This is a genomic window from Simplicispira sedimenti, from assembly GCF_022760965.1.
Classification (GTDB): domain Bacteria; phylum Pseudomonadota; class Gammaproteobacteria; order Burkholderiales; family Burkholderiaceae_C; genus Simplicispira; species Simplicispira sedimenti.
Genome location: NZ_JAKVIJ010000007.1, coordinates 107,911 through 121,143 on the forward strand (window position 1 = coordinate 107,911; position 13,233 = coordinate 121,143).

The 13,233-nt window shown below is 67.2% G+C and carries 12 protein-coding genes; 4 read left to right on the plus strand and 8 right to left on the minus strand.

Annotation, left to right across the window (positions count from 1 at the left end; translation table 11 throughout):
* Positions 1-38: 38 nt before the first annotated feature.
* A complete protein-coding gene (locus MJ602_RS09535; protein ID WP_243020615.1) occupies positions 39-1,064 on the plus strand; it encodes a tetratricopeptide repeat protein in 1,026 nt (341 codons plus the stop codon).
* Positions 1,065-1,085: 21 nt separating this feature from the next.
* Here the strand turns inward: MJ602_RS09535 and MJ602_RS09540 are convergent, their stop codons facing one another.
* Positions 1,086-1,751, minus strand: coding sequence for a hypothetical protein (locus MJ602_RS09540; protein WP_162016743.1), 666 nt, complete (start codon positions 1,749-1,751; stop codon positions 1,086-1,088).
* A gap of 189 nt (positions 1,752-1,940) precedes the next feature.
* On the opposite strand from MJ602_RS09540, the gene MJ602_RS09545 reads away from it, so the two are divergent.
* Complete coding sequence (locus MJ602_RS09545) at positions 1,941-3,425, plus strand: rhomboid family protein (RefSeq protein WP_243020616.1); 1,485 nt, start codon at positions 1,941-1,943, stop codon at positions 3,423-3,425.
* Here the strand turns inward: MJ602_RS09545 and MJ602_RS09550 are convergent.
* Positions 3,422-4,741 carry a tetratricopeptide repeat protein gene (locus tag MJ602_RS09550; RefSeq protein ID WP_243020618.1) on the minus strand — a complete coding sequence of 440 codons (1,320 nt, stop codon included), beginning with the start codon at positions 4,739-4,741 and terminating at the stop codon, positions 3,422-3,424. The two genes, MJ602_RS09545 and MJ602_RS09550, sit on opposite strands and share 4 nt — an antisense overlap.
* A 482-nt stretch (positions 4,742-5,223) precedes the next feature.
* Here MJ602_RS09550 and MJ602_RS09555 point away from each other — a divergent pair, with 482 nt between their 5' ends.
* Positions 5,224-5,655 (plus strand): thermonuclease family protein, encoded by a 432-nt coding sequence (locus MJ602_RS09555; protein WP_243020620.1) that lies wholly within the window; start codon positions 5,224-5,226, stop codon positions 5,653-5,655.
* A gap of 12 nt (positions 5,656-5,667) precedes the next feature.
* Here the strand turns inward: MJ602_RS09555 and MJ602_RS09560 are convergent, their stop codons facing one another.
* Both MJ602_RS09560 and MJ602_RS09565 read right to left on the minus strand, forming a co-directional pair.
* Positions 5,668-6,582: a DHH family phosphoesterase gene (locus tag MJ602_RS09560; RefSeq protein ID WP_243020621.1), complete on the minus strand. Its 915-nt coding sequence runs from the start codon at positions 6,580-6,582 to the stop codon at positions 5,668-5,670.
* A 64-nt stretch (positions 6,583-6,646) separates the two neighbouring features.
* Positions 6,647-6,982 carry an ankyrin repeat domain-containing protein gene (locus MJ602_RS09565; protein WP_243020622.1) on the minus strand — a complete coding sequence of 112 codons (336 nt, stop codon included), beginning with the start codon at positions 6,980-6,982 and terminating at the stop codon, positions 6,647-6,649.
* Positions 6,983-7,076: 94 nt separating this feature from the next.
* On the opposite strand from MJ602_RS09565, the gene MJ602_RS09570 reads away from it, so the two are divergent.
* Positions 7,077-7,826 (plus strand): pseudouridine synthase, encoded by a 750-nt coding sequence (locus MJ602_RS09570; protein WP_243020624.1) that lies wholly within the window; start codon positions 7,077-7,079, stop codon positions 7,824-7,826.
* Here the strand turns inward: MJ602_RS09570 and MJ602_RS09575 are convergent.
* The 4 genes from MJ602_RS09575 to MJ602_RS09590 all read right to left on the minus strand — a co-directional run bounded on the left by MJ602_RS09575 (position 7,819) and on the right by MJ602_RS09590 (position 13,221).
* Positions 7,819-10,089 (minus strand): putative bifunctional diguanylate cyclase/phosphodiesterase, encoded by a 2,271-nt coding sequence (locus MJ602_RS09575; RefSeq protein ID WP_243020626.1) that lies wholly within the window; start codon positions 10,087-10,089, stop codon positions 7,819-7,821. The two genes, MJ602_RS09570 and MJ602_RS09575, sit on opposite strands and share 8 nt — an antisense overlap.
* Positions 10,090-10,175: 86 nt before the next feature.
* Positions 10,176-11,192, minus strand: a complete 1,017-nt coding sequence (locus MJ602_RS09580) for an OmpA family protein (protein WP_243020627.1) — start codon at positions 11,190-11,192, stop codon at positions 10,176-10,178.
* Between the two features lie 113 nt (positions 11,193-11,305).
* Positions 11,306-12,250, minus strand: coding sequence for a ribosome biogenesis GTPase YlqF (gene ylqF, locus MJ602_RS09585; RefSeq protein ID WP_162016751.1), 945 nt, complete (start codon positions 12,248-12,250; stop codon positions 11,306-11,308).
* A gap of 26 nt (positions 12,251-12,276) precedes the next feature.
* Complete coding sequence (locus MJ602_RS09590) at positions 12,277-13,221, minus strand: prenyltransferase (protein WP_243020629.1); 945 nt, start codon at positions 13,219-13,221, stop codon at positions 12,277-12,279.
* Positions 13,222-13,233: the final 12 nt, after the last annotated feature.

Below are 13,233 nucleotides of genomic sequence, written 5' to 3' on the forward strand. Positions count from 1 at the left end.
TACACCTGGCTCACCGGCGCCTTTCCGTCCACCACACCATGAACCACAGCATCTCTTCCCTGAGCCTGGAACCCCTGGACACACCAGAGACGCCCCAGCAACGCGGCTGCCCGCGCTGCCAGTACGTGCGCCAGGCCAGCGACACGGCCCCCGAATGGCAATGCCCACGCTGTGGCGTGGCCTATGACAAGGTGCAGCCAGGCGCCACTGCACCCCCGCCGTCCACGCGCAAGGCTTCGGCCGGCAAGGCGGCACAGCGCAGCGCCCAGGCACAGTCGCCGCAGCCGCCTGGCCGGGCATCGGTCTCCAGCACACCCGAGCGACCCTGGGCGCTGATTGTTTTCACCGTGGGCATGGTGCTGCTGCTGGGCCTGGTGGGCTGGAAATGGCAGGCCCGCCATTACCAAGCCGCCGAGCGCGCCGCCCGTGCCGCCGCCGATGCACAGGCCCAGACCGTGGCCCAGGAAAAGGTGCGCCAGGACGAAGAAGCCCAGCTCAAGGCAGCAGAGGGCCTCTGGCGCAGCCACAAGAGCGAACAGGCACTGCCCACCGTCGAGGCCATGGCCCAGCAGGGCCACCCCAGGGCCATGGTGCTGCTCGGGCTGATGCACTGGGAAGGGCGTGGCGGCATGCCCAAGAACCCCACCCTGGCCCTGCAATGGCTGCAAAAGGCAGCACAGCAGGGTTCGGCCCTGGCCGCTGTGTGGCTGGGCTACATCTATGAGAAAGGCCCGCAGGACATGCGCCAGCCCAGCCTGGCCGAAAACTGGTACCGCAAGGCCGCCAGGGCGGGCGACTCCACCGGTCTGTACAGCCTGGGCAAGCTCTACGCGCAGGACCTGCCCGGCGTGGGCTACCGCCCGGTGCAAGCGCTGATGCTGCTGGAGCTGGCCATGCGCGACTTCAACGCCAACCCGACGCAGGAATCAATGACTCCGAACAACCAGAGCGCCTTCTGGGCGCAGGGCGCCATCCGGTCGCTGGAGCCGCGCATGTCCATCACGGATGCGGCCCAGGCACGCCGCCTGGCCGACGCCTGGAAGCCAGGGATGCCGCTGGAATAGCGGCCCCTGCGGGTGCTGAGCCTATTGACGCCGCGCCCACCAGACAAAGCCCAGAAACACCACGCCCAGCACCAGCGGCACCCAGGACATGAACAGCTCCAGCGGCGAGGAGGTGCGGATGCCCGACCACACCTCGATGCGCACGCTGTCCATGCGCAGGTTGCGCATGCCCGAGAACTCGACCGCCGGGGCGATCTTGCGGTCTTCCTTCAGCGTCACCGGCAGCGCGGCACCCACCAATTCCAGCACCTGGCCCGCCCTGGCCTTGGAATGCGCCAGCTCGGGCATCAGGCCCGTGCGCGTGGCGCCGTCGAGCACCCAGCCGCCCACCAGGCGTGCCCCCACATCACCGTCGGCCAGCGCCACGCCCTGAACCTTGATGACCAGGGTGTACGGGCTTTGCTTGGTGGTGAAGTCCAGCTCCTTGCCCGTCCAGGCCACCGTATCGGCCAGCACCGGCGGGACCTTGCGCGCGCTTTCTGCGGGCGTCTGCACATTCTTTTCGTGAAAGCGCACAAAGCGCGCGACCGCCTCTGCAGGCAGTTCCTCGCTGTGCACCATGCGCTGGCCCCACAGGCCCGTCTCGTCCTTGGCCTGCGCCGGCAGCGCCGTCCACACCATCGCGGCCATCGCCAGGGCCGCCCCCAGCCAGCGTGCGGCACGGCCCACCCCCTGCGCTCGGGTCATTGTTGTCTGCATGTTCTTGCGTCCCTTTCGATATGCGTTGACCGCGCAGTGTACCCAAGGCAAGCACTCATTTTTTGATAGCTGCTTGCGCTTATCCATCAAGCGCCAGAGGCATATTTTTCCCAAAATCGCCACAGAAGCGGACAACGCAGGATCGGGTCACAGGCGACAACCCGGCACAATGCCGCGATGTTTTATGCCATCCCCCTGGACAGTCGGCCCACCTGGCGCAATCCGCCCTGGATGACGGTGCTGCTGATCCTCATCAACATGGCCGTGTTCTGGGGCCCGCAGCGCACCGAGGAGGCCGCACAGGAACGTGCCGCCGCCTACTACCTGCAAAGCCCGCTGCCCGCGCTGGAGATCCCCCCGTTCATTGCCTGGCTCGACGACACAGGGCACAAGGACGCTGCCAAGGCCCACAAGCTGCAGAAGGCAGGCGCCAGGCAGTATTTGCTGCGCTGGATGGAGTCCGAAACCGTGTTCCAGAAGCGCCTGCACGCCGGGCTGGTGGTGCCGCAAAGCGCGCCCCAGCATGCCCAGTGGCAGGAGGCCCGCGCGCACTACGAAGCGCTGCAACCTCCTCCCTTCACCGAGCGCTGGGCGCAAGACTACAACGCGGACGCACCCTGGCGCCCCATCACCTGGCTGACGGCCACCTTCCTGCATGGCAGCACCGGGCACCTGCTGGGCAACATGGTGTTCCTGTTCCTCTTTGGGTTTTCGGTGGAGCTGGCGCTGGGCCGAGGGCCGTACCTGGCGTACTACCTGCTGGGAGGTATCGGCGCGTCCTTGCTGGCGGGCTGGGCCTACGCGGGCATGGGCGGCTATGGACTGGGCGCTTCGGGCGCGGTATCGGCGCTGATGGGCATGTACGCCGTGCTCTACCGGCTGCGGCGGGTGCGCTTCTTCTACCAGTTGTTCTTCTACTTCAACTATGTGACGGCCCCCGCCCTGCTGCTGCTGCCTGCCTGGATGCTCAATGAACTGCTGCAGCACTGGCTGGGTGGGCGCGGTGTGGCCTACATGGCCCACCTGGGCGGACTGATCGCCGGCGCGGGCCTGATGGCGCTGACCATGGCCGTGCGGCGCAAGCCGCTGGAGGTGCCCATCACCCCCGTCCGTACCGACCACCAGGAAGACCTGGACTTCCAGGCCCATGTGGCGCGGGCACGCCAATTGGCCCAGGGGCTGAAGTTCGAGCAGGCACTGGCCCAGTGGCGCGCCGCCGCCCAACTGCGCCCGCAGGACCGTCCCACGCTGGAAGCCTGGTTCAGTACCGCGCAGCTCTGGCCTGAGGGCGAGGACTTTCACCGCGCGGCGCGCCGCATCTTCCAGCTGCAGGCCCACGATGCCGACACCCTGGCCTTCCAGCACACGGCCTTCCGCACCTACCTGGACAAGGCCCGGCCCGGCGCCCGCCTGCAACCCGACGTGATGGCCCATCTGGCCCGCCGCTTTGCGCGCGCCCAGCAATGGGGCGACGCCGAGCGCCTGTTCAAGGCCCTGCACCAAACCGCACCCACCCACCCGCTGCTGGGCGAAACGCTGGGGCTGCTGGTGGCCGCGCAGTGGCATGCCGGCCAGCATGAACGCGCCGCCGCGTGGCTGCCGCAACTGCGCACGCTGGCGCCGGACAGCCCGGTGCTGCGCACCCCTGGCCTGGCGCGCTAGGCGGTGCTGGGCGCAGGCGGCAGGTGCTGGCGCAGCAGCCAGCGCGCCTCTTGCGTGGCGGCGTCGTTGGGGTGGCGCGCTTCCAGCGTGGCCAGCACCTTGAGGGCCATGTCGGCCCGGCCCATGCCCTGCAGCAGCGCCCGCGCCGCCAGCTCGTAGGCCTGGGGCACGCTGGCGTGGCCCTTGAAGCGGCGGTCGAACCCGCCCAGCAAGGCCAGCGTCAACGCTGCGTCACCCACGCCCCAGGCCGTGCGGGCCAGGGCCAGGGTGTGGTCAGCCTCGGCCAGCACAAACTTTGCGTCCTGTGCGCGGCAGGTCTGGCAAACGCGCAGTGCCTCGGCGTTTTGCCCCAGGCGCAGCAGCAGTGGGATAAAGCGCTGCGCATGGTCCAGCAGGCTGGGCGTCTTGTTCGCCAACGCCAGAATGCGGTGGTAGCGCCGCTGGGCTGGCAGCTCGTCATGGCGGGTGCGCTGGTGTTCGTAGGCAATGCCCAAGGCGCCTTCCAGGTCGCCTTCGGTCACCTTCTGCGCCACCAGGGCGTCGGTCGCATCGTGTTCAATCTGCTGCGGCGTGCGCCGATCTACCGCAGGCGTGTCGATACCGGCCCCCGGCAGCAGGTCGATGCCAAAGGCCTCATGGTTCTGGTACATCACGTAGCCCAGCAGGCTGCACATCACCCAGCTGAAGTAAATGAGCACCCAGTTGATCAAGGGCAGCAGCAGCCACTCGGGAAAAATCGGCGCCAGCAACGCCATGGCCAGGACCGAGCCCTCGCTGAGCAGGAACAGGAAAAAGCACAGCAGCACATAGGGCCAGCCGACCACCTGCACCGCAGCCCAGGCGTTGGCCGGGTTCAGCGTGGCGCGCAGGCTGCCCGTTTGCACCAGCACCATGAGGCTGGCTGGCAGCAGGAAGCTGATGGCCAGCAGCGCCAGTTGCCCCAGCACGGGCTTCACACTGCCCAGCCAGCCAGCGGCCATGGATTGCAGCACCAACAGGGCGAACAGCTTCCAGGGCAGGTTCTTCCAGTCTTCGTCGTAGTGACTGGTGAAGTCTTCCGCACGGTAAATGCCGCGCGAACCCAGCGCGGTGACCTTGAAGCCATAGCGCGATGCCGCCAGCAGAATGCCCAGCTCCGTGACGATCGCCACCAGGGGGGAGGGCAGCAGATAGATCAACAGACTGCACAGGGCCAGCAGCCCGCCATAGGTCAGCGGCTGGGACTGGAGCGGGAACAGGAAAAAGGTGTTGAGCCGGTGCCAGAAACGGGGCGGCTGCTGTGCGGGCTCTGCAGGCCCTGGGGTGCGCTGATTCATGGTGGGGCCCGCCTCCCTCTGCGGGCCGGGGGGCATTATAGGAACCGGGCTGCACAGGATTGCCGCCCCGGTGCCCTCACCACACCAGGCACCGCTTCCAGCGCGTTAAATGCTATTATTTTTATAGCTATCTGCGCTTATCCATCAAGCGCTAGAGCCTAATTTTCTTTGAAGTCTGTCACACCGCAGCACGCCATCCCACACCATCACGAGCAGCAGAAAGAACCCAGCGACACGGGCCATGTCCGTCTGCGCAGCGGCGCCCCAGGAGCAGCCACCACCGCGCACCCGGCACGGTGCTGTAGAGCCCCAGGGGTTTGTACCCAGTCTCTGTGGGCCACCCTGTGGATAAGCCCTGGCACAAGCCGCCAAAACCGCGCCTGCATTGGCTTGCACCGCACTGCCCACCAATTGGGCAGCCTTGGCCAGCATGCGTTTGCCTCTATAGTGGCGGGCCTTTCTGCCCTACAGCATCCCCCTCCATGCCTGCTGCCGCCCTGTTCTGCCTGGTTGTCGCCATCAGCGACGGCGATTCTGTGACCGCGCGCTGCGGTCACCCAGGCGCCTACGAGACGGTGCGCTTGCGCGTGGCGGCCATCGATGCACCGGAGCACAGCCAGCCCTACGGTCAGCGTGCGCGCCAGCAACTGGCCCGCCTGTGCTGGCGCCAGCAGGCGCGCATTGAACCCGTGGACCGCGACCACTATGGCCGCACCGTGGCCCGGGTGCAATGCCAGGGGAAGGACGCCGCCAGCGCCCAGGTGCGCGCGGGCATGGCCTGGGTCTATGCGCCGCGTGCGCTGGCCTACCCGCACCTGGCCCGCCTGCAGCGCCAGGCCCGCGCAGAGCGCTCAGGCTTGTGGGCCGATGCGCAGCCGGTGCCGCCCTGGAAATACCGCCATCGGCAACAGTAGGTGCAAGCAGGCCTATGCCTCGAACCGCCCGCTCAGCAATTCAGGCAAACGGCTGACCGGCATGCGGAACCCGCAGGCCTGCGCGTGCCCGCCGCCACCCATGCTGTGCGCCAGCGGGATGCAGTCGTAGCCACGCTGCGAGCGCAGACCCACCTTGACCACGCCGCCCTGCCCGGCCGACCACAGCAGGGCAAAGCTGCCGCACTGCTTTGAGAGCAGTTCGCCCAGCAGGCTGTGGAAGGCGCTGGGCGCGTTGAGCATGAGCCCCTCCTGGCCGTTGAAGCGAAGGGGCTGGGCGCCCTCGGCCATGTCGCTGGCGAGCTTGCGGAACTTCTCGTCCATGGCCTCGCCGCGCGCCATGAAGCTAGCGTTTTGCGCCGCATCGAAAGTGGCCAGCTCCTGCCAGCGCGCAAAGTCCTGGGGCTCCATGTCCAACGCGGCCAGGTAGGCGGCGCTCTCGGGGAACTGCCAGCTCCACAGGTCGCGGTCCTCCACGTAGCGCACCAGGTCCGGCAGTGGCGCCTGCGGGTGGAAGAACTCCCACGCCAGCCGTGCTCCGGATTTGTGCATGTCGAAGAACACCACGCCACAGCGGCAGGTGAAGCCGTCCAACTGGTCGGCCGCGCTCTTGTGGTGGTCCAACAGCACGAGCTTGGCGGCCTGCGCCTCGATGGCGCGCAGCAGTTCGGGTGCAAACGCAAAGTCCAGCACATAGACCGTGCGGCCTTGCAGGGGCGGCAGGTCGGCCACGGTCTGCACCTGGCCATGGTCCAGGCCCAGGCACTGCACACGGCCTTCATAAAACGTCCAGGCCGCCAGGGCGGCAGCAAAGCCATCGGGACAGCCCTTGCCGTGGTACAGCACCAGGGGATCGGGATCGTTGCGGTCTGGGGCGACCAGCAGTTGCAATGGAAGAAGGGTTCTCATGCCCGAATTGTCGCTTGCCATCGCCGATCCAACGGCCCTGCGGCGACGCTGATTGCGTGTCGCCCTAAATCCCCAGCCAACGCCGCCACAGCGAGGGGGCAGCGTCCTGCGCGCCCAATTGCTGGAGTTTTTGCACCAGCACGTCCCGCCCATGCTTGCGCGCCGCCTCCAAAGGGGTCAGCCCATCAAAATCCGAGCGCAGGTGTGGGCTGGCGCCATGCTCCAGCAAAAAGTCGGCCACGGCATCGTGGCCCTGCACCAGGCTCGCGACCAGGGGCGTGCACATCACTTCCGGGTGCTGGTAGTTCGGATCGACGCCCGAGGCAATGTGGTGCCGCACCCGCGCCAGATCGCCCGCCAAGGCGGCCGCATACATGTCCTTCCAGTCCCCTGCCGACATCGGATACCTCCTCAGGATTGCGCTGGGGAGGCATCCTAGCAGCGCGGCCCCCAGTCTGCATGGAGCACAATGCGCGCCTCTCCTCCCACTCCCCATGACTGCTCTGCACCTCCTCTGGCACGACGCGCACCTGGTCGCGGTGTACAAGCCGCCGGGCTGGCTGGTGCACCGCACAGGGCTGGACGCAGGGGAAACCCGTTTCGTGGTGCAGACGCTGCGCGACCAGTTGGGCCAGCATGTCTATCCGGTGCACCGGCTGGACAAGGGCACCTGTGGCGTGCTGGTGATGGCGTTGCACCCCCAGGCAGCGCACGCACTGGCACAGGCTTTCGAGCACCACAAGGTGCGCAAGCGCTACCTGGCCCTGGTGCGCGGCTGGGCACCCGCGCTGGCCGAGGTGGACCACGCCCTGCGCCCGGACGATGCGCCCCCGGATACCGCTGCGCAGCCTGCCCACACCCGCCTGCAGCGGCTGGCGCGCCTGGAACTGCCGATGGCCAGCGATGCGCGCTTTGCCAGTACCCGCGCCAGCCTGGTACTGGCCGAGCCCACCACCGGCCGCAGGCACCAGATCCGGCGCCACCTCAAGCACCTTGCGCACCCCATCCTGGGCGATGCCACGCACGGCAAGGGGCCGCTGAACCGCTGGTGGGCGGCACACCTGGGCCGCCAGCGGCTGTGGCTGCACGCCTGGAGCCTGGAGCTGCCCCACCCGGTGAGTGGTGAGCCCCTGCAGTTGCACAGCGGGCTGGATCTTGGCGCCGCTGCCCCGGCAATGCCCGAACCCGACTGGCTGGACGACTGGCACATGCTGCTGCGCAGCCAGCCGTGGATGCCTACGTGAGACGCTGCAGCCAGTCTTCCTGGGGCTGCGGACGGCAGTACAGGAAGCCCTGGCAGATGATGGCGGACGAGCGCTCCCTCAGGTAGCTGGCCTGTTCCTCGGTTTCCACCCCTTCGGCCACCACGCGCAGGCCGAAATGGCGTGCGACAGACAAAATGGCCTCCACCAGGGCACCGTCGTCGGCGTTGGTGCAGGCATCGCGCACAAAGCTGCGGTCGATCTTGATTTCCTGGATCGGCAGGCGCTTGAGGTAGGCCAGCGACGAGTACCCGGTACCAAAGTCGTCGAGCGAGAACTCCACCCCCAAGGCGGCAAGCTCGCGCATCTTGGCGACCACATCGTCAAAGTCCTCGATCACCAGGCCCTCGGTCACCTCCAGCGTCAGCAAGGCCGGATCGGCGCCCGTGCGCTCCAGCAGGGCCCGCAACTCCTGCACAAAGCCCGGCTGGCGAAACTGGCGCGCACTCAGGTTGACCGACAGGCGCACCCGCTGCTGCGCCAACGCAGGGTTGGCCAGCAAGGCGCAGGCCTGCTCCAGCACCCAGCGCCCCAGCAGGACGATGAGATCGGACGACTCCGCCACCGCAATGAACACGCCCGGCATCACCAGGCCGTCGCGCGGGTGCTGCCAGCGCACCAGCACCTCGGCCCCGGTGGTGCGCCCCTGCATGTCCACCTGGGACTGCAGGAACAGACGCAGTTCCCCGGCACCGATGGCCTGGCGCAATTCCCGCTCCAACTGGAAGCGCTGCTCTGCGGCTTGCCCCATCTCCTGTTCGAAAAAGGCCAGTTGCCCACCGCCCACGGCCTTGGCCCGGTGCAATGCCATGCTCGCGCGGCGCAGTGCATCGTGCGCCTGGTCCTCAGGCCCCTGGGGGTAGAGCGTGATACCCACACTGGCCGTCCATTGGATGGGGCCGGCGTCGCCCTGCAAGCGCAGGGGCTGGCCCAGCGCCGCCTGCACCTGGTCCGCAAAGGCCAGCGCCCGGCGGCCCGCCAGAGGTGCATCGTCCCCGAGACCATGCAGCACCAAGGCGAATTCATCCCCCGCCACGCGCACAAGCATGCCCTCCGCAGGGAGCTGGTGCGACAGGCGCAGCGCCATGGCGCACAGCAGGCGGTCGCCCATCTCGCTGCCGCGCGCGTCGTTGAACACGGTGAATCGGTCCAGGTCCAGCAGCAACAAGGCGTGCAAGGTCGCCGGGGACCCATCGGCGCGCTCCTGCAGCCCGTGGAGGTGCTCCACCAGCATGGCGCGGTTGGGCAGGCCGGTCAGCGCGTCATGGCGGGCCAGGCGGTGGATTTCCTGCGCGGCACGCTTGCGCTCGGTGATGTCCTGCCGGTACTCCACATAGTGGCTGATGCTGCCGTCGGTCTGGCGTATGGGCGCCACCACCACGGACTCGGCCAAGGGCGCCCCATCCTTGCGCTGGTTGGTCTGCTCCCCCGCCCAGACCTTGCCGCTGGCCAGTGTCTCGCGCAGCCCCTGGCGTTGGGCCGCCTCCATGCCCTTGCTGGAAAACAGGGCCGCTGCATGGCCCAACACCTCTTGACGCACATAGCCGGTGCGCTGCACAAAGGCCTCGTTCACATACTCGATGCGCTCTTGCAGGTCGGTAATGACAATGCTCTCGGGGCTTTGCTCCACGGCACGCAGCAGCTTGCGCAACTGCGACTCGCTGGCTGCCAGCTCGTGGGCCGTACGCTGCGCCTCCTGCACCCGTTGCATGTAGTTGCGCCGCGACAGCAAGGTGGCTGCCGCCGTGAGCACCAGAATGCCCGCCAGGTACACCCCATGGGCCCATCGACTGCCCCGGGGCACCTGGGGCATCCAGCCCTGGGCTTCCGCCCAGAAAAAAAGGCCGAACAGCATGCCGGTGATCGCCACCAGCACCACGGTAGCCCGCCCACCCAGCATCCAGCCCGAAAGCACAATGAGCACGGGGTAATTGAGCAGGTTGGGCCCGTGCAGCCCGCCATTGCGCACGGTCACCAGCGTCACAAAGCACCATACGCCCCAGACCAGCAAGTGCGCCGCCAGCCGCCAATGCCGCAAGCGCGCCAGCACCAGGGCCAGACCACCCACCAGGCCCGCACCCAGGTTGAAAAGAATCCGGCTGGTCGATTGACCGACAGGGTCCAATGCCAGCAAGAGGGCGATGGCACCACCAATCGCCAGCACGGCCCAGCCCGCCACCCGCACGAGAAGCCGGGTAGTGACATCGGGCACATCAAGGTCGGGGGCGGGGGCGTACGGCTGCATACCGGTATCTACCCGAGTGGGATGGAGACAACGCATCCTAGCGGTTTCCCCCCTGCGGCACCACGCGCCGCCCGGTCGGAGTGTGCTTATTGCAACACCAGCTCAACGCGTCGGTTCTTGGCACGCCCTTCTTCGCTGGCGTTGCTGGCCACGGGGGCCAGAGAAGCCACGCCATTGCCCACCAGGCGCCCGGCCGCCACACCATAGTCCTTGACCAAAGCAGCCGCCACGGCCTCGGCGCGGCGACGTGACAGAGCGAGGTTGCTGTCGAACCCGCCCACGCTGTCGGTGTGCCCCACCACGTGCAGCTTGACGCCAGGCTCGGCTTTCAGGAAGGCGGCAATCTGGTCGAGCGAAGGCTTGGAATCGGGCTTGATATCGGCCTTGCCGGTGTCGAAGTAGATGCCGTAGATGGCTACCTTGCCTTGTGTGATCAGCGACTTGCCGATTTCCGAGGCGCTCACGACCACCATGTTCTGCTGCATGGCCTTGGTTTCGAGCACGTCCACGGCAATGTAGGCGCCTTGCCGGGCCTTGTAGGTGCGGTCTTCCTTGGGCCAGTCGATAGCGACCAGGCGCACGGTGACGTTGTCCTTCTGGAACGTGCCGGTACGGATGGTGTTGGCCTCGGCCGCGTACATGACGTACTCGGAGCGCGCGTTCTTGACGAAGTCCTTCTTGCTGCTGCTGAAGCTGGCGAGGAAGTTGGTCCACTTGCCTGCGGCAGGGTCTTTGGTGGAGTCGTACAACGCCTGAAAGCCCCCGGCCGTCAGGTCATTGACGTAATTGCGGTACAGCTCCAGCGCGCGCGTGTCGCCAGGCGCTTCGTACCATAAGCGGGTCAGCTTGCCTTCGAGCTGCAGCGGCGGCTGCACGTAGCGCCGCACCCCGGCGCCCAGGTCGAACTCCTTGAAGGTGGAGGTCTGGAACTCCACGGCGTCGAAGTTGCGCACCTCGTAGCCCACGATACTGCTGCCGCCAAAGCGCTTGACGGCCGGGTGGTCCTTGGCGCCTGCCATGTCCTGCGCCTGGGCTGCGCCCCACAACCCCGCACAACCCACCAGCACCAGCGCCATGCGGCGCGCCCATTGCATGAATGCCATTGCCATTCCTCCAGTGACTTGCTGGAGCGCATGATAGGCGGCCCTGGCACCCCATGCGCATCTGGCGCGCAGCGAACCTGTGCAATGCTGCACGGGATGCCGGGACAAAAAACTCAATCGTCCTTGTTGCGACGCTTGCGGCGGCGCTCTTGTTCTTCCTTGCGCGCCTTGCGCTCGGCCTCCTGCGCCTGGCCCACGGCGAGCCATGCGTCAAACTCCTGCGGGGTCTCCAGCGTGATGCGGCCCAGCACTGCACTGCGAAAGTCGGTCAGCACCAGCTCGGCCGCCTTCTGCAGATTCACCCGCCCACCGCTCATCACTGCGCCGCGCTTGCGGCCAATGGCTTCGAGTAGTTCGTGGTCAGGCAGCGCCGCAATGGCCTGCGCACTCAGGCCCAGACGGTAGCGCGCTTCCAGCAGGTCCGCATAGGCCCCTTGCAGACGGCGCAACAGTTCCAGCGCCACCAGTTCCTCGTCATAGGCGTTGCGGCCCACCGCGCCGCTGGCGGCCAGGTGATAGCCGCTTTCAGCCACGATGATCTTGGGCCAGAGCATGCCGGGCGTGTCCCACAAATAGAAATCATCGGCCAGGACGATGCGCTGCTCCAGCTTGGTGATACCTGCCTCGTCGCCGGTCTTGGCCTGGCGCTTGTTGGACAGCGTGTTGATGAGCGTGGACTTGCCCACATTGGGCACGCCGCAGATCAGCACGCGCATGGGCTTGGCCATGCCGCCCCGGTTCGGCGCGAGCTGATGGCAGCCGTCGATGAGCTTGCGCGCGGGCGCGGCGTCCTGCGCGTCGAGCGCCACGGCACGCGTATCAGGCCGGGCGTTGTACCAGGCCAGCCACAGGGCTGTGCGCTCAGGATCGGCAATGTCCTGCTTATTGAGCACTTTGAGCGTGGGCTTGTGGCCCGTGAGCTCGGACAGCAGCGGGTTGGCGCTGGAGCCGGGCAGGCGCGCGTCGAGCACCTCGATCACGACATCGATGCTCTTGACGCGCTCGGCAATGGCCTGGCGTGTCAGGTGCATGTGCCCTGGGAACCACTGGATGGACATGAATTTGCTTTGGAAAAAAGTGGCGCCTATTGTGTCGCACACAAACCCGCCGCCAGCACAAGCCCGTGCACGGACGCCGCCGCGATGCCCAGCACCAATGCAAGCCGCAGCCGCTGTGGCTGGGCATGGTGGCGCCAAAGCAAGGCCACCGCCACCAAGGACAGCGGCAAAGACGCCAGGCCCCACAGCGCCGTGGGTGCCAGCACATGCAGCGCCACCCATGCTGCGAGCGCGCCATGGGCCCATAGCGCCAGGCCCAGGTACACCAAGGCGGCGCGCTGCGTTCCGAGCCGCACCACCATGGTTCGTTTCCCGACCGCCGCGTCCGACGGCGCATCCGGAAAACCATTGCCGATCAGGATATTGGCCACCAGGGCCGCGAATCCAGCGGCCACTGCGGCCGCCTGCAACGAAAATTGCCCGCGCTGCACATAGTCGGCTCCCACGACCACCAACCCCCAGGCCAGGCCCACCGCCACTTCGCCCAGGCCGCGCGCCATCAATGCCAGCGGCGGCATGGAATAGACCCACCCCAGCGCCATGCCAGCCAGCCCCAGCACCAGCACCAGCAAGGCCCAGCCGGTGCGTGCGGCCAGCCAGATACCCGCCACGGCCACCAGGGTCAACAGGATCCATGCCACACGGTGCATGTCCTGCGCATCCACCTGCCCCGTCTGGACCATGCGCGAGCCGCCAGTGAAGGGATACAGGCCCTGGGTATTGGCGGCGTCGGCACCGTTGATGGCGTCGGCGTGGTCATTCAACATGTTGGCCGCGGCATGCAGCATGAGCGCCAGCACCACTGTCACACACGCCAGCGCCGCCGAAGTGAATGCTCCAGCAGCCTGGGCAGACGCCATCCCCAGAACGCACCCGATGGCGGTGACCACCAGAAAACCCGGCCGCGCCATGCGCACCCACAACGTCCAGTGCGGTAGTGCGGGCCTCTTGCGCGCTGTCTGCAAACCCATCAGAGCCCAAAT

Coding starts and splice junctions, on each gene's coding strand:
- ylqF (WP_162016751.1), bottom strand. CDS start 12,250: ATGTCCATCCAGTGGTTCCCAGGGCACATGCACCTGACACGCCAGGCC.
- MJ602_RS09560 (WP_243020621.1), bottom strand. CDS start 6,582: ATGAGAACCCTTCTTCCATTGCAACTGCTGGTCGCCCCAGACCGCAAC.
- MJ602_RS09555 (WP_243020620.1), top strand. CDS start 5,224: ATGCCTGCTGCCGCCCTGTTCTGCCTGGTTGTCGCCATCAGCGACGGC.
- MJ602_RS09540 (WP_162016743.1), bottom strand. CDS start 1,751: ATGACCCGAGCGCAGGGGGTGGGCCGTGCCGCACGCTGGCTGGGGGCG.
- MJ602_RS09580 (WP_243020627.1), bottom strand. CDS start 11,192: ATGGCATTCATGCAATGGGCGCGCCGCATGGCGCTGGTGCTGGTGGGT.
- MJ602_RS09535 (WP_243020615.1), top strand. CDS start 39: ATGAACCACAGCATCTCTTCCCTGAGCCTGGAACCCCTGGACACACCA.
- MJ602_RS09545 (WP_243020616.1), top strand. CDS start 1,941: ATGTTTTATGCCATCCCCCTGGACAGTCGGCCCACCTGGCGCAATCCG.
- MJ602_RS09590 (WP_243020629.1), bottom strand. CDS start 13,221: ATGGGTTTGCAGACAGCGCGCAAGAGGCCCGCACTACCGCACTGGACG.
- MJ602_RS09550 (WP_243020618.1), bottom strand. CDS start 4,741: ATGAATCAGCGCACCCCAGGGCCTGCAGAGCCCGCACAGCAGCCGCCC.
- MJ602_RS09570 (WP_243020624.1), top strand. CDS start 7,077: ATGACTGCTCTGCACCTCCTCTGGCACGACGCGCACCTGGTCGCGGTG.
- MJ602_RS09575 (WP_243020626.1), bottom strand. CDS start 10,089: ATGCAGCCGTACGCCCCCGCCCCCGACCTTGATGTGCCCGATGTCACT.
- MJ602_RS09565 (WP_243020622.1), bottom strand. CDS start 6,982: ATGTCGGCAGGGGACTGGAAGGACATGTATGCGGCCGCCTTGGCGGGC.